This window comes from Bacteroides sp. AF20-13LB (assembly GCF_003603065.1).
Lineage (GTDB): Bacteria > Bacteroidota > Bacteroidia > Bacteroidales > Bacteroidaceae > Bacteroides > Bacteroides uniformis.
Genome location: NZ_QTMH01000012.1, coordinates 85,055 through 106,243 on the forward strand (window position 1 = coordinate 85,055; position 21,189 = coordinate 106,243).

25 protein-coding genes, 1 tRNA gene and 3 pseudogenes are annotated in these 21,189 nt (G+C 48.4%); 26 read left to right on the top strand and 3 right to left on the bottom strand.

Translation table 11 applies throughout. The features are described from left to right. The 23 genes and pseudogenes from DWX62_RS22345 to DWX62_RS15695 form a co-directional block, all read left to right on the top strand. A partial coding sequence (locus DWX62_RS22345; RefSeq protein ID WP_243636280.1) for an RHS repeat-associated core domain-containing protein occupies nt 1-1,096 on the top strand: 1,096 nt, incomplete at its 5' end. Between the two features lie 530 nt (nt 1,097-1,626). Next, nucleotides 1,627-3,313 (top strand): annotated as a pseudogene (locus DWX62_RS22350) (RHS repeat-associated core domain-containing protein); the annotation flags it as partial. Between the two features lie 2 nt (nt 3,314-3,315). Beyond that, a complete protein-coding gene (locus DWX62_RS15595; RefSeq protein ID WP_225982726.1) occupies nt 3,316-3,582 on the top strand; it encodes a hypothetical protein in 267 nt (88 codons plus the stop codon). 83 nt (nt 3,583-3,665) lie between these two features. Then, a pseudogene (locus DWX62_RS15600) lies at nt 3,666-5,087 on the top strand (RHS repeat-associated core domain-containing protein); the annotation flags it as partial. Nucleotides 5,088-5,090: 3 nt separating this feature from the next. Continuing rightward, nucleotides 5,091-5,363: a hypothetical protein gene (locus DWX62_RS15605; RefSeq protein ID WP_005831065.1), complete on the top strand. Its 273-nt coding sequence runs from the start codon at nt 5,091-5,093 to the stop codon at nt 5,361-5,363. Between the two features lie 192 nt (nt 5,364-5,555). Continuing rightward, the gene (locus tag DWX62_RS15610) at nt 5,556-6,377 is read left to right on the top strand and encodes an RHS repeat-associated core domain-containing protein (protein ID WP_117878863.1); all 822 of its coding nucleotides are present in this window, start codon (nt 5,556-5,558) and stop codon (nt 6,375-6,377) included. Between the two features lie 299 nt (nt 6,378-6,676). After that, nucleotides 6,677-7,264: a TIGR00730 family Rossman fold protein gene (locus tag DWX62_RS15615; protein ID WP_034526017.1), complete on the top strand. Its 588-nt coding sequence runs from the start codon at nt 6,677-6,679 to the stop codon at nt 7,262-7,264. Beyond that, on the top strand, nt 7,261-7,992 hold the full coding sequence (locus tag DWX62_RS15620; protein WP_005831062.1) for a DUF4271 domain-containing protein: 732 nt from the start codon (nt 7,261-7,263) through the stop codon (nt 7,990-7,992). Before DWX62_RS15615 ends, DWX62_RS15620 begins: the two co-directional genes overlap by 4 nt. Before the next feature lie 4 nt (nt 7,993-7,996). Beyond that, on the top strand, nt 7,997-8,749 hold the full coding sequence (locus DWX62_RS15625; protein WP_005834069.1) for a uroporphyrinogen-III synthase: 753 nt from the start codon (nt 7,997-7,999) through the stop codon (nt 8,747-8,749). A gap of 184 nt (nt 8,750-8,933) precedes the next feature. Beyond that, nucleotides 8,934-9,350: a ribonuclease P protein component gene (gene rnpA, locus DWX62_RS15630; RefSeq protein ID WP_120172997.1), complete on the top strand. Its 417-nt coding sequence runs from the start codon at nt 8,934-8,936 to the stop codon at nt 9,348-9,350. Then, nucleotides 9,347-9,568, top strand: a complete 222-nt coding sequence (gene yidD / locus DWX62_RS15635) for a membrane protein insertion efficiency factor YidD (RefSeq protein WP_005831056.1) — start codon at nt 9,347-9,349, stop codon at nt 9,566-9,568. The genes rnpA and yidD overlap by 4 nt, the downstream gene beginning before the upstream one ends. Then, nucleotides 9,565-10,230 carry a TatD family hydrolase gene (locus DWX62_RS15640; protein ID WP_009037550.1) on the top strand — a complete coding sequence of 222 codons (666 nt, stop codon included), beginning with the start codon at nt 9,565-9,567 and terminating at the stop codon, nt 10,228-10,230. Before yidD ends, DWX62_RS15640 begins: the two co-directional genes overlap by 4 nt. Before the next feature lie 107 nt (nt 10,231-10,337). Then, nucleotides 10,338-11,630 (top strand): tyrosine--tRNA ligase, encoded by a 1,293-nt coding sequence (gene tyrS, locus DWX62_RS15645; protein ID WP_005834072.1) that lies wholly within the window; start codon nt 10,338-10,340, stop codon nt 11,628-11,630. A 124-nt stretch (nt 11,631-11,754) separates the two neighbouring features. Next, nucleotides 11,755-11,825, top strand: a tRNA-Gln gene (locus DWX62_RS15650). Between the two features lie 174 nt (nt 11,826-11,999). Beyond that, complete coding sequence (locus DWX62_RS15655) at nt 12,000-13,259, top strand: site-specific integrase (RefSeq protein WP_120172998.1); 1,260 nt, start codon at nt 12,000-12,002, stop codon at nt 13,257-13,259. A 15-nt stretch (nt 13,260-13,274) separates the two neighbouring features. Further along, complete coding sequence (locus DWX62_RS15660; protein WP_057097992.1) at nt 13,275-13,514, top strand: helix-turn-helix domain-containing protein; 240 nt, start codon at nt 13,275-13,277, stop codon at nt 13,512-13,514. Nucleotides 13,515-13,516: 2 nt separating this feature from the next. Further along, nucleotides 13,517-14,710, top strand: a complete 1,194-nt coding sequence (locus tag DWX62_RS22150) for a DUF4373 domain-containing protein (RefSeq protein ID WP_207389425.1) — start codon at nt 13,517-13,519, stop codon at nt 14,708-14,710. A gap of 105 nt (nt 14,711-14,815) precedes the next feature. Next, entirely contained in the window at nt 14,816-15,055 is a 240-nt protein-coding gene (locus DWX62_RS15670; RefSeq protein WP_120173014.1) for a hypothetical protein, read from the top strand. Between the two features lie 77 nt (nt 15,056-15,132). Next, nucleotides 15,133-15,321, top strand: coding sequence for a hypothetical protein (locus tag DWX62_RS15675; protein WP_229094247.1), 189 nt, complete (start codon nt 15,133-15,135; stop codon nt 15,319-15,321). Between the two features lie 882 nt (nt 15,322-16,203). Continuing rightward, complete coding sequence (locus tag DWX62_RS22540) at nt 16,204-16,443, top strand: DUF4248 domain-containing protein (protein ID WP_057098044.1); 240 nt, start codon at nt 16,204-16,206, stop codon at nt 16,441-16,443. Nucleotides 16,444-16,556: 113 nt separating this feature from the next. Continuing rightward, nucleotides 16,557-17,072 (top strand): N-acetylmuramoyl-L-alanine amidase, encoded by a 516-nt coding sequence (locus DWX62_RS15685; RefSeq protein ID WP_117962981.1) that lies wholly within the window; start codon nt 16,557-16,559, stop codon nt 17,070-17,072. 108 nt (nt 17,073-17,180) lie between these two features. After that, nucleotides 17,181-17,303 carry a hypothetical protein gene (locus DWX62_RS22500; RefSeq protein ID WP_255425204.1) on the top strand — a complete coding sequence of 41 codons (123 nt, stop codon included), beginning with the start codon at nt 17,181-17,183 and terminating at the stop codon, nt 17,301-17,303. A gap of 263 nt (nt 17,304-17,566) precedes the next feature. Further along, nucleotides 17,567-18,049 (top strand): HU family DNA-binding protein, encoded by a 483-nt coding sequence (locus DWX62_RS15695; protein WP_117962908.1) that lies wholly within the window; start codon nt 17,567-17,569, stop codon nt 18,047-18,049. Between the two features lie 474 nt (nt 18,050-18,523). Here the strand turns inward: DWX62_RS15695 and DWX62_RS15700 are convergent, their stop codons facing one another. Then, complete coding sequence (locus tag DWX62_RS15700) at nt 18,524-18,724, bottom strand: transcriptional regulator (protein ID WP_229095783.1); 201 nt, start codon at nt 18,722-18,724, stop codon at nt 18,524-18,526. 152 nt (nt 18,725-18,876) lie between these two features. Beyond that, nucleotides 18,877-19,062, bottom strand: a complete 186-nt coding sequence (locus DWX62_RS15705; RefSeq protein WP_057097998.1) for a DUF6722 family protein — start codon at nt 19,060-19,062, stop codon at nt 18,877-18,879. A gap of 325 nt (nt 19,063-19,387) precedes the next feature. Between DWX62_RS15705 and DWX62_RS21825 the strand changes: the two genes are divergently transcribed. Continuing rightward, nucleotides 19,388-19,642, top strand: coding sequence for a hypothetical protein (locus tag DWX62_RS21825; RefSeq protein ID WP_133303609.1), 255 nt, complete (start codon nt 19,388-19,390; stop codon nt 19,640-19,642). 100 nt (nt 19,643-19,742) lie between these two features. Next, complete coding sequence (locus DWX62_RS15715; protein WP_057097999.1) at nt 19,743-20,000, top strand: hypothetical protein; 258 nt, start codon at nt 19,743-19,745, stop codon at nt 19,998-20,000. A gap of 259 nt (nt 20,001-20,259) precedes the next feature. Here the strand turns inward: DWX62_RS15715 and DWX62_RS15720 are convergent, their stop codons facing one another. Beyond that, nucleotides 20,260-20,523, bottom strand: a complete 264-nt coding sequence (locus DWX62_RS15720; RefSeq protein ID WP_057098000.1) for a hypothetical protein — start codon at nt 20,521-20,523, stop codon at nt 20,260-20,262. Between the two features lie 508 nt (nt 20,524-21,031). Here DWX62_RS15720 and DWX62_RS22360 point away from each other — a divergent pair. Then, a pseudogene (locus DWX62_RS22360) lies at nt 21,032-21,166 on the top strand (5-keto-4-deoxyuronate isomerase); the annotation flags it as partial. Nucleotides 21,167-21,189: the final 23 nt, after the last annotated feature.

The following is a 21,189-nucleotide window of genomic DNA, read 5'->3' on the forward strand; positions in this document are numbered from 1 at the left end:
CAAGGGAATTAGTACAATTACCTATAATGTATTAAATTTGCCCAATATGGTCACGTTCAGTGACGGTAGTACGATTGCCTATACTTATGGTGCCGACGGCACAAAGCTGAAAACTGTCCATAAGACAGGCAGCACTACTACCACGACGGACTATTGCGGAAACGTGGTCTATGAGAACGGTGTTCAGAAGTTGCTGCTGACCGATGAAGGCTATGTTACTTTGAGCGACGGCAAGTACCATTACTACTTGAAAGACCATCAGGGGAACAACCGTGTAGTAATCAACCAGAGTGGCACTGTAGAGGAGACTAACCATTACTATCCGTTCGGTGGTGTGTTTGCAAGTACAGGCAATACCCAGCCTTATAAGTATAACGGCAAGGAGCTTGATGCGAAGAAGGGGTTGAACTGGTATGATTATGGTGCAAGGCATTATGATGCGGCATTGGGTAGGTTTACGACTAATGACAGATTTGCTGAGAAGTATCATTCGATGTCTCCGTATCAGTATGGGGCTAATAATCCAGTTAAGCATATTGATGTGAACGGAGATAGTATTGTAGTACTTAATTATACGAGTGGTGAACATTTAGGTTTATTAATTCAGAATAGTTCTAATCGTTGGGAATACTATTCTTTCAATGGCGATAAAATATATAACTCGACAGAAGGAAGTTTAGGAGGCGGTCCTCAAGATAATAAAGGGGAGCTTTCTTGGCCTACTCCCCAAGCATTTCTGGATAGTGAGTATAATCAGAATACTTCTAAGGAGGACCTAGAAAGTGGCAAGGTTAATGGTTATGGCTATCAAGAAGGCTATCTTATTCCGACAACGGAGAAACAGGATAGAATCATCAAGAATACATTTCTTGAAACTGTAGATCAAGGGTATTCTTTAGTGGGCAATCATTGTTCCATCGTAGTTCAAAAATCATTAAATAAAGCTGGTATAGAAACAATGAACAAAATGAAAGTAACCAATAGGCAAACTGGGAACATTTTCAATGTAAAAGTAAATCCTTATTTGCCAAGTAAGGCATATCAGGCTATAGAAAAGAACAATCCATTAGGATACATAATAAGGAGAAATAAATGATACTAAAAGGGAATATATTAAAATTAACAATACCGTTTTTTGGGGCTGTACAAAGTATTTGGCTTTTATCGTTTAAATCCATTGAGACCTTTATTGCCGCAATCATATTGTTATTAATATCATTTCTTGGAATAGTTATTAAGAGTAATACCTATAACATTATATTTTTAGGTATATGCTTTTTATATTCAGTAGCTTTAGGTCTTATAATGTTCCTTTTATTTCTATTCTTTGAATTGCCTATGATATATATATTGGTCCCTATTATGAATTTTATAGTTTTGGTGTATATGTTAAGGAAGTATGGACGAAGGTAACGAAGTGATTTGCAGCAGATATTCTTCATCTGATGTGTTTTAATATTGCTGAGATGCCCCCTAAAAGTATTTTATCCAACTTTTAGGGGGCATTGTATCTAATCTTTGGACTTTTTAGTATTCCTGACACCTTGAGAGGTATTGTCTTGTCGGACATCTCATAATCAGCCTGTTCAACGTGAACTATTCTTGAAGTATCAGGTTGATGATTCGAGTAAGGTAACGCTTGCCGCCTACGCTTATGACAATCTGGGCCGTCTACAGAGCAAGTCGTTGCACGGTTCTGCCGTGAACAAGCAGTCGTACACTTACAATGTCCGCGGCTGACTGACGGGTATCAGTGGAAGCAAGCTTACGCGGAATTTGTTTTACAACAGCCAAATACAATAACAGCATCAGCAGCATGACTTGGAAGTCGGGAACGGAAAGCACCGTCCGCGGCTACAAGTTCACCTACGACGGGCTGGACAGGCTGCTGAACGCGACCTACGGCGAAACAGCCGGCATCAATACGAACACCGACCGTTTCAGTGAGAATGTAACCGCCTATGACAAGAACGGCAACATCAAGACCCTGCAACGCTACGGTCAAACCGGAGCTTCTACCTATGGTCTGATAGATAACCTGACTTTCACCCTCGGTGGTAATCAGTTGACCCGTGTAGATGATGCTGTAGCCACATCTGCTTACAACAACGGTTTCGAGTTCAAGGACGGCGTGAAGCAGGCGAATGAATACAACTACGATTCCAACGGGAATTTAACTAAAGATTTAAACAAGGGAATTACCAATATATCGTATAATTGTTTAAATTTGCCTAGTGTAGTAACTTTTAGTGATGGTAGCACGATTACCTATACTTATGCAGCCGACGGCACAAAGCTGAAAACTGTCCATAAGACAGGCAGCACTACCACCACGACGGACTATTGCGGAAACGTGGTCTATGAGAACGGTGTTCAGAAGCTGCTACTGACTGATGAGGGTTATGTTACTTTGAGCGACAACAAGTACCATTATTATTTGAAAGACCATCAGGGTAACAATCGGGTAGTCATCAACCAGAGCGGCACGGTAGAGGAGACGAACCATTACTATCCATTTGGAGGGGTGTTTGCAAGTGCAGGCAATGTGCAGCCTTACAAGTACAACGGGAAGGAGTATGATGGCAAGAAGGGGTTGAATTGGTATGATTATGGAGCACGTATGTATGATGCAGCATTGGGTAGGTTTATGACAGTTGATCCACTGGCAGAGAAGTATTATCCGATGAGTCCGTATGGGTATTGTTTGAATAATCCTATCAAATTTATTGATGCAGACGGGAGACTGCCAAGAATTTATATCGAAAGAAAAGGTTTTGGACATGCATTTGTAACAGTTGGCAATGGTGATAATACAATTGTGTATACCTATGGTAGATATGGAGAATTGGGAAAAGATAAAAGTTCGGCACGGAATACTTCGCCTACAGGAGAAGGAGTGCTTATTAAATTGACGGGTAGAGATGCTATTAGCTTTATTCAGGATCAAATGCTTGCTAATGAAGCAGTGGGATATGAGTTTACAAAAGGTTCAGATGAACTTGTTTCGAAACACTTTGATAAGCAATTAAATAATAGTAATAAAATACCTCAAAAAGGTAAGTATGCAGGTAAAGAAAATGCGAAAGTTATTGATGAATATAATTTATTTATTAACAACTGCGCTACCACTTCCATAAAAGGTATACAAGAGGGAGTAAAAAAAGATTTGGATTTGAAAGATTCTAAAGCCCCTGCTTCTTTAGGAGACCGTTTGAAAGTAATGTCTAAAGAGGATGAGCATAGTATCAGAAGAATTACTTATAATGAAATAAAGAAAGAGTTTAATTTGCATGGAGCTGGAACAAAATGGTAATTATGAAAAAGGTTATTTTAATGGTATTTCTGATATTCTCATTGTTGATGATTGTCTATGGGATAGGTTTTATTCTTAATTATTATTTAGTGATAAAATATTCCATAGAAGACTGTTTGCCCTTAGGTGGTAAAGGCACTTTCCCGGTAGTGAGTGACAGATTAGATGAAATACATGCTCTTGTCAATTATGCTGAAATAGTAGTTATATATGCAATTTATGCTTTATCATTGGCTGTATATTGGTTGCTTAACATTAATAAGAAATAATCTGTCTTAGTTGACTAATCTCTTTAATAACTATCCTAACATCAGATAGCTCATATCTTGCATGTTAGGATAGCTTTTTTTCTTTCTAATACTGATACGACGGCCTTAACCGTCTGACTGCTTTCACCCACGGCGCAGGCCGCTATACAGAAAAGGTGACCGGTTACGACAAAAACGGCAATATCCTATCTTTGCAGTGCTACGGGCAGACCTCCGCATCAGTCTACGGCTTGATCACTCTTACGGGCAATCTGCTGAATCGTGTGGACGATACCGCTACGACTTCTGCTTACAACAACGGTTTCGAGTTCAAGGACGGCGTGAAGCAGGCGAATGAATACAACTACGATTCCAACGGGAATTTAACTAAAGATTTGAACAAGGGAATTACCAATATATCGTATAATTGCTTAAATTTGCCCAGTGTGGTGACGTTCAATGACGGCAGCACCGTCACCTATACCTATGCAGCCGACGGCACAAAGCTGAAAACTGTCCATAAGACAGGCAGCACTACCACCACGACGGACTATTGCGGAAACGTGGTCTATGAGAACGGTGTTCAGAAGTTGCTGCTGACTGATGAGGGTTATGTTACTCTGAGTGACAGCAAGTATCACTATTACTTGAAAGACCATCAGGGTAACAACCGGGTAGTCATCAACCAGAGCGGCACGGTAGAGGAGACGAACCATTACTATCCATTCGGAGGGGTGTTTGCAAGTTCAGGCAATGTGCAGCCTTACAAGTACAACGGCAAGGAGCTTGATGCGAAGAAAGGGGTGAACTGGTATGATTATGGGGCGAGGCATTATGATGCGGTATTGGGTAGGTTTACGACGAATGACAGATTTGCCGAGAAATATTATTCGATGTCTCCGTATCAGTATGGGGCGAATAGTCCGGTTGGGAATATTGATGTGAATGGAGATAGTATTAGAGTTTACACTGAAACTCAGTCCTTTGGTCACACGTGGATTAGTGTTGGTGAAGGATCTAATATGACTGTTTATAGCTACGGACGATACAATGGGACTAACAAAGGACCAGATAGAAGCTCTAATTCTTTAGGAAACGGTTCCGGTGTTCTTTTAAAGTTAATGGGGGATGAAGCAAAAGCTTACAATGACAAAAAAGCAGCTGGCGGAATGTCTGTATTTGTAGTAACAGATGTGGCAGATGAAAAAGTTGCTAATATTTTAGACGAAAAGTTTAATATGTCAACTACAATGCCAGATAATCCTAAAAGTGATTATTATAACAGTTCTTCTGCTCGTATTATTGATGAATATAAGCTGACAAGTAATAATTGTACAACAATGGTATCTGATGTATTGAATAAAAGCGGGTCAAATGCTCTGAAAGAGACAAGGCTACAACAAACAAGCAATTTTGGAACATGGACTACTATTCCTATTGTCAACAGATTTATTCTTCCAATATCAATGCAGAATCATTTAGTGAGAATATCCAAACCTGGAGGTGTAGTTTATAAAACAAGATAGATTATGAAATGGCTTAGAATTGTGTTTGTTGCCACATCAATAATTCTTTCATTAGTAATTGTATGCGCAATTATTAATTGTGAAATTAGTTATAAATATGAGATTGAAAATCGATGTGGGGATAAAATTGATATCTTATGGGTTGAGGAGTGGCTAAAAGAAACGATTAAAGTGTGGCAGTTTTTTCTATGCTATGTAATCATTAATATCTTTTATTTAATAGCTTCTCTTGTCAATAGCCGTAAATCTTCAAAAGAAAAATGCAGTTTATCATAAACAAACGCAGTCTCTTTTGTATTGATAATTAGGGCGTCTTGACCTGATATGAATTGACTATTTTATCGCTATCCTAACATCAGATATCTTATATCTTGCATGTTAGGATAGCTTTTTTCTTTCTAATACTGATACGGCGGCCTTAACCGTCTGACTGCTTTCACCCACGGCGCAGGCCGCTATACAGAAAAGGTGACCGGTTACGACAAGAACGACAATGTCCTGTCTTCGCAGTGCTACGGGCAGACCTCCGCATCAGTCTACGCCCTAATCATTCTTACGGGCAATCTGCTGAATCATGTGGACGATACCGCTACGACTTCTGCTTACAACAATGGCTTCGAGTTCAAGGACGGTGTTAAGCAGGCGAACGAGTACGTTTATGATGCGAACGGCAATTTGACCAAAGATTTAAACAAGGGAATTAGCAATATTACGTATAATGTATTAAATTTGCCAACGGGCGTCACTTTTGCTTCCGGCGGTTTCATACAGTATGGCTATACTGCCGACGGCATCAAGCGGCGCATGATGTATAAGGAGGCAGATGGTTCGGGCAATCCGGTTCCTACTGTGTATTGCTGCAATGTGGTCTATGAAAACGGTGTTGCCAAGCTTCTTCTTACGGAAGAGGGGTATGTTACGCTTTCGGACAAGAAGTATCACTATTACCTGCAGGACCATCAGGGAAACAACCGCGTTGTCCTCAGTTCCAGCGGTGCTGTTGAGGAAGCGAACCATTACTATCCCTTCGGTGGTGTGTTTGCAAGTTCAGGCAATGTGCAGCCTTATAAATACAACGGCAAGGAGTACGATGGCAAGAAGGGGTTGAATCTGTATGATTATGGGGCACGCATGTATGATGCTGCGCTGGGAAGGTTTACGACGGTGGACCCTTCTGCTGAAAATTACTTCAATACAAGTCTCTATGCTTATTGCGGGAATAATCCTATTAATCGGATTGACCTTGACGGATTACTTTTGGCTCGAATATTGATATATAAGGTCCTCTGATTCAATAAAGTGAACGATTCCCTGCTTTCATCACTATATGTCAACAGGGAATTTTACCTTTTATATAAGGCTACACCCTTTCCCTGACATGGTGTAGCCATTTACCCCAAAGGGTGTAGCTATCCGGGGCAAAGGGTGTAGCTCTGTTTAATGTGCCTTATCAGTGCCTGCGGCACACATAATCCGTTATTGACTCATGAAAAATCCCCCGTCGTAAGTGGGAAGAAAGAAATTTGTTTCAAATCTCCCCGAAATCATGTACCTTTGTGGCGGTACCTAAAAAAGGAAGTAACAAGATGATGAACAAGATAAATTCCGTATGCGTATATTGTGCTTCGAGCACAAAGATAGATTCCGTTTATTTCGATGCAGCCCGTGAGTTGGGCACTCTGCTGGGGCAGCGGCAAATTCGCCTGATTAATGGTGCGGGAAATATGGGACTGATGTCCGCTGTGTCCGATGCGGCACTCCGGGCAGGGGGAGAGGTGACGGGCGTCATTCCCCGCTTCATGGTGGAGCAGGGATGGCATCACACCGGACTTACCCAACTCGTGGAAGTGGAAAGCATGCACCAGCGGAAAAAGACAATGGCCGACCTGAGCGATGCCGTCATCGCCCTGCCCGGTGGTTGCGGCACCCTGGAAGAACTGCTGGAAATCATCACTTGGAAGCAACTCGGACTGTATCTGAACCCGATTGTGATACTGAATGTCAAGAACTATTTCGACCCTCTGCTCGATATGCTCCGGCAGGCAGTGGACGAAAACTTCATGCGCGTGCAGCACGGTGCCATCTGGCATGTGGCGCAGACACCGCAGGAAGCCGTGGAACTGATGTATACCACTCCCTTGTGGGACGCCTCCATCCGTAAATTCGCTGCAATATGATAGGGCTGTTGATGGCTTGGGCAGTAGTGGGGACGGAGGGGATTCCTATTCCATATTCTCCGAGAATGGACGATGGCATCACCGTGGTTCTTTTGTGCTGTTTCTTTCTGTCGGCCTATGTTTTGTCACGCAGCCGCAAGTTCCTGCTGCAGCTGGTGAAGGATTTCCTGCTTCATCGCGAACGTACCAGCATATTTGCCACTTCCACAGCCGCCGATATGCGCTATTTGCTGCTGCTCATCCTGCAGACTTGCATCCTTGCGGGTGTCTGTATCTTCAGCTACTTCAATGATATACAGCCGGAACTGGTACGTCATGTGTCGCCGGGGCTTCTGCTGGGGATTTACATCGGTGTGTGTCTCTTCTATTTGTGCTTGAAGTGGATGCTCTACTCTTTTCTGGGTTGGATTTTTTTTGACGAAAGTGTTACAACGCTATGGCTTGAGTCCTATTCTACGCTACTTTATTACTTGGGATTCGCCCTTTTCCCGTTTGCTCTGTTCATAGTCTATTTTGATTTGAGTTTGCAGCTGACGATAATAATAGGATTGATTTTAGCCTTTTTTGCTAAAATATTGATGTTATACAAGTGGTTAAAGCTTTTTTGTAACAATTTATATGGCGGTTTGCTTTTAATTGTGTACTTTTGTGCCCTTGAAATCATGCCTTGTTTTGTGTTATATCAAGGCGTGACGCAGCTAAACGATTATTTGATAATAAAATTTTAGGACGTTGAAAATTAAGAAAGTACTTGTGTCGCAGCCGAAACCGGCATCAGAGAAATCTCCTTACTACGACATCGCCGAGAAGTATGGTGTGAAAATAGATTTTCGCCCATTTATCAAAGTGGAGAGCCTTTCAGCGAAAGAGTTCAGACAACAGAAAATTTCGGTCTTGGATCATACTGCCGTTATTTTTACTTCGCGTCATGCTATTGATCATTTCTTCCACTTGTGTACAGAATTGCGTGTGACAATTCCCGAAACAATGAAGTATTTCTGCGTGACGGAGGCCGTTGCTCTGTATATCCAAAAGTATGTGCAGTATCGTAAGCGTAAGATTTTCTTCGGAAACACCGGGAAGATTGACGATTTGATACCTTCCATTGTTAAGCATAAGACTGAAAAGTACTTGGTACCGATGTCGGATGTACACAATGATGACGTGAAGAATCTGCTGGATAAGAATAAGATTCAGCACACGGAAGCTGTCATGTACCGCACTGTCAGCAATGATTTTGCTGCAGATGAGGCTTTTGATTATGACATGCTGGTGTTCTTCAGTCCGGCAGGCATCAGTGCCTTGAAGAAGAATTTCCCTGATTTTGACCAGAAGGAAATCAAGATCGGAACATTCGGCTCTACCACTGCCCAGGCAGTCCGTGATGCCGGACTTCGTCTTGACCTGGAAGCTCCCAGCGTGCAGGCACCCTCAATGACGGCGGCGCTTGACATGTTTATCAAGGAGAATAATAAAGGAAAGTAAAAGGAGTTATGAGTTATAAGTTATGAGTGATTTGCTTATAGCTTGTAGGCATAACAATGGATTTATAAAATTGAGCTACAAGTGGTTGTGCTTTTATGTCGCCAGGTACTTGTAGCTCGTTTTTGTATCGCCCCATAACTTATCACTCATAACTTATCACCCATAACTTATAACTCATCACCCCATGCCAAATACCTTGCGTAAGTCCGAACGGTTGGACAGGAAGAAAGTGATAGAGAAGATGTTTGCGGGCGGCTCACGCTCGTTTTCGGTTTTCCCTTTGCGTGTGGTGTATCTGCCGGTGGAGGAGTTGGAGGCACCCGTTTCCATTCTTGTAAGTGTTTCGAAACGCCGTTTCAAGCGGGCGGTGAAGCGCAACCGCGTGAAACGCCAGATACGTGAAGCCTACCGCATGAACAAACACGGACTGCTGGCCGTGCTGACGGAAAAAAAGTGCCGTCTGGCCGTGGCCTTCATCTATCTTTCGGACCAGTTGGTAGACTCTTCTGTCATTGAGGACCGTATGAAGACAGCTTTGGCACGCATTGCCGAGAAGGTAGCGGCAAATGCTGAAGCCGAGCAAACTCCGCAGGTGTCATGAAGCGTCTGCTTTCATATCTGCTGCTGCTTCCCATCTATTTCTATCAGAAGTGCATATCGCCCATGATAGGGCCTTCATGCCGTTTTACCCCCACTTGTTCGCAATATGCGGTGGAGGCCATCAAGAAACACGGACCTTTCAAGGGGTTTTGTCTGGCAGTCAGGCGCATTCTGCGCTGCCATCCCTGGGGAGGTTCCGGATATGATCCCGTTCCATGAATATTCCAGTTGACATACATACACACCGGCTTCCGCAAGTACCCGGAACTGCCATTGCAAATTGCTATCCCGAAACGTTCTCTCCACAGAGCGGCGGATGGTATTCGGTGGGGATACATCCCTGGCATATAGGTCGGAGTGGAGGTGAACACTCAGGAGTTGAAGGTGCTGTGGCTAGCAGGGTGTGCGGCCTGGAGGAGTTAGTGCGCCATCCCCAAGTACTTGCCGTGGGCGAAGCCGGGCTGGACAAGCTGGCAGATGCTCCGATGGATTTGCAGGTGGAAGTGTTCAGATGCCAGGCATGTTTGGCAGAGGAAGTGGGAAAGCCGCTGGTGATTCATCTGGTGAAGGCGGTCGATGAACTGCTGAAGGTGAAGCGGGACTTGCGCCCGTCGAATCCGTGGATAATACATGGTTTCCGTGGCAAGGCGGCGCTGGCGGAGGAATATCTGAAACATGGTTTTTACCTTTCATTCGGGGAGAAATACCAGGAAGCAGCCTTGTGCCGGGTACCTGCCGACCGGCTGTTCATCGAAACGGATGAAAGCGAAGTTTCCATCGGGGAATTGTATGCACGCGCTGCCGAAGTGCGCGGCATCTCTCCCGAGGAGCTTGGAGAAACACTCCGGAGAAATGTCTGCAAAGTCTTTTTTAAACCCTAAGAGTTGTTTCTTCGGATAAAGAGTCGTATTTTTGCGCAGATTAAAATAGGAATCAAACAATTCATAGATAATCACTTAAATAATTAATCAGATAACTTAATCATTCGATGAATTTTGTAGAAGAATTAAGATGGCGTGGCATGCTCCACGATATGATGCCGGGTACGGAAGAACTTCTGGCTAAGGAACAAGTGACTGCATACATTGGTTTCGACCCTACTGCGGACTCTTTGCACATCGGGCACCTTTGCAGTGTGATGATTTTGCGTCACTTCCAGCGTTGCGGACACAAGCCGTTGGCACTGATTGGCGGTGCTACGGGTATGATTGGTGACCCTTCCGGAAAGTCTGCCGAACGCAATCTGCTTACGGAAGAGACGTTGCAGCGCAACCTGGCCGGTATGAAGGCCCAGCTCTCCAAGTTCCTGGATTTTGATTCGGATGCCCCCAACCGTGCCGAGTTGGTGAACAACTACGATTGGATGAAGAACTTCACTTTCCTCGATTTTGCCCGTGAAGTGGGTAAGCACATCACCGTGAACTATATGATGGCGAAAGATTCTGTAAAGAAGCGTCTGAACGGTGAGGCACGTGACGGTCTTTCCTTCACGGAATTCACCTACCAGCTGTTGCAGGGGTACGACTTCCTTCATCTGTATGAAACCAAAGGCTGCAAGCTCCAGATGGGTGGCAGCGACCAGTGGGGTAACATCACCACCGGTGCCGAACTGATTCGCCGTACGAACGGTGGGGAGGTATTTGCACTGACCAGCCCGCTGATTACGAAGGCCGACGGTGGCAAGTTCGGCAAGACAGAGTCCGGAAACATCTGGCTCGACCCGCGCTACACTTCTCCATATAAGTTCTACCAGTTCTGGCTGAACGTGAGCGACGAGGATGCCAAACGCTACATAAAGATATTCACTGCACTGTCCAAGGAGGAGATTGATGCTCTGACGGCCGAGCACGAGGCTGCTCCCCATTTGCGCGTCCTTCAGAAGTGCCTGGCCAAGGAAGTGACTATCATGGTTCATTCCGAAGAGGACTATAACGCTGCTGTGGATGCATCCAACATCTTGTTTGGCAATGCAACTTCCGATGCACTGAAGAAGTTGGACGAAGATACGCTGCTGGCTGTGTTCGAGGGTGTTCCCCAGTTCGAAATATCCCGTGATGCACTGGCTGCCGGTGTGAAGGCGGTGGATTTGTTCGTGGATAATGCTGCTGTATTCGCTTCCAAGGGCGAGATGCGTAAGCTGGTGCAAGGCGGTGGCGTTTCTCTGAATAAGGAGAAACTGGCTGCTTTCGACCAGGTGATTACGACAGCCGACCTGCTGGACGAAAAATACCTGCTGGTACAGCGCGGCAAGAAGAATTACTATCTGATTATCGCCAAATAACGGTAGCCTAAAGAGAAGTAATTAAGGAAATGATGCTTCGGCAGTAAAAATAGCCCCGAAATATTTGGATATTTCGGGGCTTCCTTTTATCTTTGCACCGCTTTTTAACAGAAAGCCCTATGTTTGGACTATGGTGTAATGGTAGCACAACAGGTTTTGGTTCTGTTTGTCCAGGTTCGAATCCTGGTAGTCCAACTACGATACAGCTAATTGCAGCTAAAAACCCACTAAAATCGCAAGTTTTAGTGGGTTTTTTTGTTACTTCTAAATAGGCATCGAAAAAAACAGACACGATTTCGGTGCCAAATTAGGTGACACAGCAACCTCCCTTTACCGCAATCTTCGAAGGAACTCATGAACTACTAAAAAATGAGTGTAACGAAGAAAATCTCAGTTCTGTTCTGGGCAAGAAAGAGCAGAACCAAAAAAGAGGCGAATACAGTCCCGCTGTATTGCCGAGTCACTGTCGGGGGACAAAGATACGACTTTCCCCTGAATGTATCAATACGTCCGGCATCGTGGATTGCCAAGGCGCAGAGGGCTGCCGGAAAGACAGAAGCTGACCGGGAAGCAAACCGGGTTATCGAGGAAACCGGGCTGCTCGTCACTGAAACCGTCGAACGGATTCAGCAGAAACATTATGAACTGAGCATCGAAAACTTCAAGCTGCAGTTCAAGGCCAAAGAGAACGAATACTCCACCATCACCAAACTTTTCGACTATCACGAGGCCGTAGAGCGCAAGAACCTGCGCCCGGGAAGCTACCGCGGATATATCGTCACAAGAAAACACCTGCTCGATTTCGTTCGTATCAAGTTCCATCTCTCAGACTATTCCATAGAGGCCATAGACAAGGCTTTTGTCTATGAGTTCTTCGCCTACCTGCAGGGCTACCGCCGTGAAGGTACGGTTCGCTGTGCCGTCAACGGGGCGCTGAAGCATATCGCACGGTTCAAGCGGATTATGAATCTGGCCATACAGAATGAGTGGATAACGAACAACCCGGTATGCCTGCTGAAGGTGCACAAGGAGTATGTGGAAAAAGGGTATCTTACGGAGGAAGAAATCAGGCGGCTCAAGGCAGTCACGCTGCCGCCCCACTTGGGCATTGCGAGGGACATATTCATGTTCTCCGTCTATACGGGCATGGCTTACGTGGATATTCTGATGCTGACGAATAAGAACATCACGTTGGGGATAGACGGCTCGCATTGGCTCAACTACCACCGCCAGAAGACTTCGCAGCGTGTGGCGGTGCCGCTGCTGGAGCCTGCCGAGGAGCTGATAGCGAGGTATGCCACTTATCACGGAGAGAAGGCGAAGCAGCCCATTTTCCCCGTGCCTTGCAACCAGGCAATCAACCGTTATCTGAAAACCATCGCCAAAGCGGCAGGCATCCGGAAAGACATCACCTACCACATGGCCCGGCACACGTTCGCCACCACTATCACGCTATCGCACGGCATCCCCATCGAGACGGTCAGCAAGATGCTGGGGCATGCCTCGCTCACCATCACGCAGCTGTATGCCAAGATTGTGGACAAAAAGGTGATGGACGACATGGCACAACTCAAAGAGCTTTATGCCAACAAGGTCAAGGAGGGCGACAATCATGCAAGTAATCAATAAACATACATTATCAATATGAAGAAGAGACTTTTTGAACAGAATGCCCTGCAGGCGGCAGAATGCCTGACGGAAATGACAGATAAGGAGTATCTGCGCAGTGCGGACGTGACACGTATATTCTCTATCAGCAACTCCACGCTGAAGCTGCTGCGGACGAAGGGCGAGCTGCCTTGTTACCGCTTCGGGAAAACCTATCTGTACAAGCGCGAGGAGATAGAGGCGTGTCTGGTGAAAATCATAGCAGGAAAGGAGTGAGTATGGCTAAGCAGGGTTTCAGTTACTACAAGGCGGAGACGGACCGCTTTCAGGACATCAAGATAAAGCGCCTGAAGAAGAAGTACCGTTGTGCAGGGTATGCTGTCTATCAGTACGTGCTCAACGAGATTTACCGGGTGAGGGGCTACTGCCTGACGTTCACCGAAGACCATCTTTTCGACGTGTCCGAATACTGGGACATCGAGGAGGAAGAGGTGACGGCCATCATCGGCTACTGCGCCGAGATAGGGCTTTTCGACAACCGGCTGTGGCAGGAGAAGGGGGTGCTGACGGCCAGGAGCATACAGACGCGCTACATCGACATCTGCAAGGTGTGCAAGAAGACACCCGCCATCGAGGAAGACCTACGGCTGGTTGAAACGGAGAAGACCGTCCAGGCGCCGGAACCGTTGCCGCAGCTTTTCCCGAGGGAAGAGTTGCCGCCGATGCGGATCATCCCGAAAGCCGAGGGAGGTGCAGTGCCGAAAGCCGTTACCGATGTGCCGGGAACCGCTGCGCCGGTGCCTGCCGTTCCGGCTGTAACCGCACAGACGGAAACGGGGGCAGAGGGCGTTGGGAAGCGGGTTCTGTCGGAGCTGGAAGCAAAGGAGGAGGAAGCGTTTCCGGAAGATTTCCAGAAATTTCCGGAAACTTCTGGAAACTTCTCAGAAGAATGCGACAAATCTATTAAGAGTTATGCTAATAAAAACTCCTCCTCAAACTCCCCCTCAAGGGAGGAGGAGGAGAGAGCTTCGCATTCTTCGGGGAAGGAGAGACTGCAGCTACTGTTCAGGTCGATGAGCATTGCCCCGGATGATGTCCGCTGGATAGGCACGATAGAGGGCATCGATACCGACGGCTCGCCGCTGTGGGCGCTGGCCGACGAGGTGCGGCAGAGCCGGGGCAGGCTCACGGTGTGCAGCTACCTGCTGCCTTCGCTTCGCTCGCTGGTGGCGGCGGGGCGGCTCACGGTAAGGCGGCAGGCGGCCGACACGTCCGAAGAATTGCGGCAGATGCTGCGGCAGGTCAAGGTGCCGAGCTATGACCTCGAACGGGTGCTCGAGGCGGCGCAAGGGCAGGAGAGGGCGTTGCGCGAGGCAATCGACGAAGTGCGGAGGTCGAAGGGCAAGATAAACATGCCGGCAAGGTACATCCTCTCGAAGCTGCGGAAGGCGGTGCCTGCCAAGGCTTCGTGAGGGGGGGAAGCCAGAGACAAAGTGCGCTCCCGGCGTGTGTGTCGTGAGCGAAAACAGTGGAAAAACGCTCATGTGGTACGCCTCATGAGCAAAAAAACATCGAAAATGACGAATGGACAACAGACGGCAGCCGCTCCGATTAGCGGCAAGTACTACCCTCGCAAGATGGCGCACGGGTGGTGTGTGGCACACCGCATCACGGCATGCGGAGTAACGATTGAGCGCTTCGGCGTGAAGTACCGGACCTATCGGGAAGCTTTCGAGCGTGCCGGGTGGATGAACCGTGAGGAAGTGGCGGCAGCGCTTCGGGCAGCGTCCGGAAACGGGAAGGAGATACGGCCATGAGCACGGAGAAGGTATCGACACTCACCCTGCGGCTGACAGCGGAGGAAGCGGAGCAGTTGGAGCGGCTGAAGGCGCTGGTGGGTAAATCTACCGGCAGCGAAGCGCTGAAATACGTGATGAAGGAGTATCCCCGTTTCTGTGCCCATTATCGGGAGGAAGCGAAGCAGCGGCGGGAGAGGGAGCAGGAGTTTACCGAGATGCGCCGCGCGTTGTGCGGTTATGTCGAGGCACTGCAACGGTTGCAGGCGGTGGCGTTGAGGGAGTAGTGCTGCCACCCGTCGTGCACGGAGCATCCGGCTCTTCGTCCGCCCCTGCCCCCAATGCACGCCGCCAGCCCGCAGGCGGGCACCCAGGCAGCACGCAAAGGGTGCAGCGGCTACGGCGGTACTCCGTCGCGGGCATAGGCAGGAGAGATGGTGTTGCCGCGCGGGCTTCCGGCTTCTGTGGCCGTGCCGCCTCCCCCTTTGGGATTGCTTGTACACGGCGGGGCAGGCCGCCCTGGGGCAGTGTTGCCGCGCTCTCGGTATCGTCGGGCCCGTCGCCCGCCGATGTTACGGCGACCGTATGCTCCAGTGGTATTGCCTTTTTTCTCTGCCGGGGCAGAAAAAAGAGAGAGGAGGGCGAGTTTTTATAACATAATAAGAATATTTTTCAGCCGGGCGCTTCGCTTGATTCCCGGCTGCGCTACGCTAAAAATATTCGCTATTATGTTAACAATACGCCCTTGCTTCTACGTCAGCGCTCCCTCCGGTCGTCAGAGCTGCCGTAATATCGCAGTTCCTCGCCCCCACGCCTGGGGTGGAGGCATCTCCCTCCGGCTTCGCCGGGCTGCATGCTCCCTGCGGAGCGTGTCTCTGTGCGCCGCCTGCCGTCCGGCCAAGCCTTGGGGTGTGTCCGCGAAGCGGCCAATACCTTTCCCACCGGCTTCGCCGGACGATGCCGGGCAGTCTGCACACATCTTTGCACACACATCGGGTAGTTATCGGGTACCCCTAACTATACTTATATATAGTCTTGGCCTGCAATCCGTGGCATTCCGTACAAAAAGACGTACCTTTACTGATGTAAATCAAACCTTTATGCTTATGACCTCCGACGTTTTCCGCACATCCCTACGCAACACCGACACCTGCCGTCCTGCATCCGGCATTGCCCGTCACCCTGCCGCCCGCCAGCTGGAGAACCGTTCCTACGGTTTCAAGGAGCTGGCCGTGCTCTACTTCCCCAACATCGCGCCGGCAAGCGCCAGCATCCGCCTGAAAGCCTGGATAAAAGACAGTCCCGAACTGCTGCAAGCCCTCGACGAAACCCACTACCACCTGACGGCCCGCGTACTGACACCCCGGCAGAAAGACCTGATAGCGGTTGCCTTCGGCTCCCCATTCTGACGTTCTGCCACTGCGTTTGCCACCTATACCTTTATACAGTAACCCCAACCTTCAGCACGCTCATGACACAACCCGCTATCGTTTCCCAACCCATTGCAGCCGCCACTGCCGCAATGTCTACCGCCAATCTGCCGACGCTCCGTCTGGACTGTAACCGAAACGTCAACCTTATCGTAGTGCACTGCACCGCTTCCCGGTGCGACCGCCAGCTTACCCCGGAAAGCCTCGACCGCCTCCACCGGCAGCGGGGTTTCACCGCCTGCGGCTATCACTTCTACATCACCCGGGAAGGCACCGTATTCCCGATGCGCCCTCTCGATACTGTCGGCGCCCATGTGCGGGGCTTCAATGCCCACAGCATCGGCATTGCCTACGAAGGCGGTCTGCAGCCCGACGGGGCCGCCGCCGATACACGTACACCGCAGCAACGCGAAGCGCTGCGCTTCCTCATCCGGCAGTTGCTCGTTTTGTACCCCAAAAGCACCGTCTGCGGCCATCGCGACCTCAGTCCCGACCTGAACGGTAACGGCGTCATTGAGCCGCAAGAGTGGCTCAAGCAGTGTCCCTGCTTCGACGCCTCCACGGAATATGCTCCGCTTTGCGCCGAGGCCTTCCACCGCAACGGGTGACAGAACCGCACGAAAAACACACTCATCCGTACACAACCACACATAGCGGCCGTGGCTATTCCACTGCTCCGTACCTTCGCCAGCGAACATTTAAAACGTGATACCGCTATGAAAACCGCTTTGAAATGGACACTCAGTGTCCTGAAATTCGTATTTACAAACGAGAGTTTCCGCAACTTCATCGCCTCCCTGCTGGGAAAACCGGGTGATAAAAAAGCTGGGAACAAGTAGCCGCCCGACGTGAGTTCCGGAGGAAGCCGCCCCATCACGGAGCGGCTTTTTCGTGCCCGGACAGTAGGTAACAACCGGTAACAATGGTAACAGTCCGTAACAGTCGGGGTAACAACCGGTAACAATCCGGCATATATCTGCACAAATCAGCACGCATCCTCATGAACCGCCCGACTTTACGCGCGTACATGCGTACATTTGTTCTGCTTCTTCACGATGGGGAGGCGTAACATATACATCAACCCTTTAACCCCTATTTTACCATGTCTGTATCCTATTCCGTATCAGCCCGCAAGAATCCTGCGAAACCGCAGGAAGCCCCCAAGTTCTACGCCCAGGTGCAAGCTACTGACGAATGTACCTTTGACGTGCTTACCCGTGCCGCTGCCGACCGTTCCACCGTGACCAGTGCCGATGCCAAGGCCGTGATGGACAACGTGATGAACATTGCCAAGGAAAAGCTGGCCAGCGGTCAGATTGTCCGTATCAACGACCTCGGCTCCTTCCGTCTGGCCATTAGTACCGAAGGCGTAGTGTCTGCCGATAAATTCACCGCTGCCAACATCAAGAAGGCGCGTATCGTGTTTGTTCCCTGCAAGGAACTGAAGGACATTTGCAAGACATTGTCCTACAAGAAAACCTCTACTGTTGCAACCAAAGGCCAAGGCGGCTCCGAGGACGGTGGAAGTGAGAATCCCGGAGGCGGTGGAAGTGATGGCGACCAGGGCGAGAATCCGTTGGGCTAATCCTTCGTTTTCCACGCAAGAAACACTTGAAATCGTCCCGACGAAATGAAAAAACGTCGGGGCGATTTTTTTTTGTCCCGGCAGGATTTGAAAAAACGAAAGCAAAAAACGGCCGGGTGGTGCCGGGCGTATGGATATGTGCTGCCATGGAGACATTCCGGACATTTTTCCGTACTTGCCGCAGGATGATGTAGGGTTGAAAAACATAAGCTAATGCGATGTAAATGTAGATAGCGTTCAAAGAGAGTTACTCTGTGGATTTTCCTTCTTTTTCTTCACAAAGGTAGGCTCCGGCCGCCATGCAATCAAGAACCGGCTGCGCCTATCCGGAAGAAAAAAATCCTGAGCGCCGGGGCGGCGTGCGGTTTTTTCCTCCCGGATTTCTTGCTTGCATGCCGTCCTCCACCTGAATGGGGTTTAGAAAAAAAAGGAAAAAATGTGGTGGGCGTGCGCTGTGATGGTGCCGGTGTGCGGTTATCCCTGCCGTTTGGTGAGCCATTCGGCGGCTTTGCGCAACGTTGCGGCCAGCTTGGTCTTGTCGGTGGCGGCATCATCGAGGCGAAGCCTCCAGCCCGGTTTCTTGTAACGGCACAAGAAGAGTTCCTGCCCGTCGGGCGAAGTCTCCAGCCCGTAGGTGGACGTTTTCAGAATTCGGGTACTGTTGGGGTTGGTCATGGATGAAGAAGCCCGTCATGCCGATAGCGCAGCGTTTAGAGGTTTAGCAGCCCGTGTTCTTGGGCTTGCTCTTATGTTCCTGGTACCAGTAATACAATCCGGCTGCGTTGGCAACCACGATTATAAATGCAAACATTATCAGTGCTCCCATATTATACTCCTTCCTTTTTGTCGCGTACGAGGTACAAGCCCCAGCCCAGTGACAAGGCTACGGCAAGCGTACCTCCCGCGTAGATTATCCACTGTTGTTCCACTTCTCCGAAAATCGAGGTCAGCACCACGGCGGTGGTGATGTACTTGGCTATATCCATCAGCCATTTTCCCAATTCCTTTTTCATGCTTTTGTTTCCGTATTACAGTTATTGATGGCAGGGTGTCTCCCTATTTCAGTAACACAAAGATAGGCTTTTTTCTTGTAAATTCCTAATAATTAGTGTGAAAACTTCCCGTCTCTTGTGCCGCGAATGACGGATTGACAGCTTTTCCACCGCGCACGCCCACCACATTTTTTCCCTTTTTTCTAAACTTCCACCCAGGTGGAGGACGACATGCAAGCAAGAAATCCGGGAGGAAAAAACCGCACGCCGTCCCGGCGCTCAGGATTTTTTTCTTCCGGATAGGCGCAGCCGGTTCTTGATTGCATGGCGGCCGGAGCCTATCTTTGTGAAGAAAAAAAGGAAAATATACGGAGTAACTGCCCGATGGATATGCAGGGGTATGGGAGGCTTCCCGGCATCGTCCGGTGAAGCCGGTGGGAAAGGTATTGGCCGCTTCGCGGACACACCCCAAGGCTTGGCCGGACGGCAGGCGGCGCACAGAGACACGCTCCGCAGGGAGCATGCAGCCCGGCGAAGCCGGAGGGAGATGCCTCCACCCCAGGCGTGGGGGCGAGGAACTGCGATATTACGGCAGCTCTGACGACCGGAGGGAGCGCTGACGTAGGTACCGGTATTAAATATAATAATATTTATCGAGGGGAATAGCCGGCGCTTGCGACGCCCCCTCGATATGGATTATTATGTTGAATACTAAGAACCTCTCTCTTTTTTCTGCCCCGGCAGAGAAAAAAGGCAATACCGCTGGAGCATACGGCCACCGCAACATCGGCGGGCGACGGGCCCGACGATACCGGGAGCGCGGCAACACTGTCCCAGGGCGGCCTGCCCCGCCATGTACAAGCAATCCCAAAGGGGGAGGCGGCACGGCCACAGAAGCCGGAAGCCCGCGCGGCAACACCATCTCTCCTGCCTATGCCCGCGACGGAGTACCGCCGTAGCCGCTGCACCCTTTGCGTGCTGCCTGGGTGCCCGCCTGCGGGCTGGCGGCACGCATTGGGGGCAGGGGCAGACGAAGAGCCGGATGCTCCGTGCACAACGCACAATAGGACTGGTGGCAAATCTTTTAACCGGCTGCCATTCCTGAAGGGAAATCTGCTATCAATTTTCATTGGCCAATCTTCTTGAGCTGCTATTGATTGCTATCACCTATCGGCAGGTTCCGGAGTCCATCTGTTGCTGCAGGACTTCGGTTTGCTATCAATCATCCGGAGGAAGCAATCCAAAGCGGATACTGTCTGCATGAGTCATGTCACGAACACTGTCAGGTATGATATTGATTGTATCAGTAGCCTCCGGCCAATCGTCAACGATATGCGGCGGCTTTTCGTTCTCTTCGATAGTCATTCCCGGAGAGCATGCAATGAGACTTACGAGTGTAGCTATGACGGCGAGTATGATACCTGCGATGAGATTGTGCTTTACATTTCGTATTATTCCTTGTGTATAGGGGTCATTTTCCATATTGTTTTTGAATAATTAGTATCAATTGGCTTGGCAAATATACCATTATTAAATACGATTTTTATCCGTTTTTGTCTATTAATTCCGAAATAACTCATACCTTTGTCCTTATAATTAGAGTTCTTTCCAGATTGCGGATGGGTATGTTTGCGTACTATTAGGTGCCAAAATCGGTGCCATGTATGATAAACATGTTTGCTAAGATATTGAATATCATATTGGATTATTAAAGAAGTTTGTTTTCTGGTAGTCCAACTACGATACAGCTAATTGCAGCTAAAAACCCACTAAAATCGCAAGTTTTAGTGGGTTTTTTTGTTATTCTTTCCCCCTCTTGTTGGCACTATAGGTATAGATTTTTTCTTTTTACGAATCTTTGAACGATATTGCTATATAATTGACACAAATTTATACGGTTTCTCCATTTTCTTTTGTTACATTTGCATCGTGTACGCAAACGATGTGTATTTGATGGCTGAAGTTATAACCTATTAAATGTAGTGCAATCATGAAAACGAACTATGAAATTCGCTATGCTGAGCATCCCGATTATGTGAAAAGCTACGATATGAAAAGCATTCGCTGCGATTTCCTTATAGGGAAGGCATTCTCCCAAAATAAAGTTTCCATTGAGTATAAACTACTTGCAAATCGTACATAAATAGA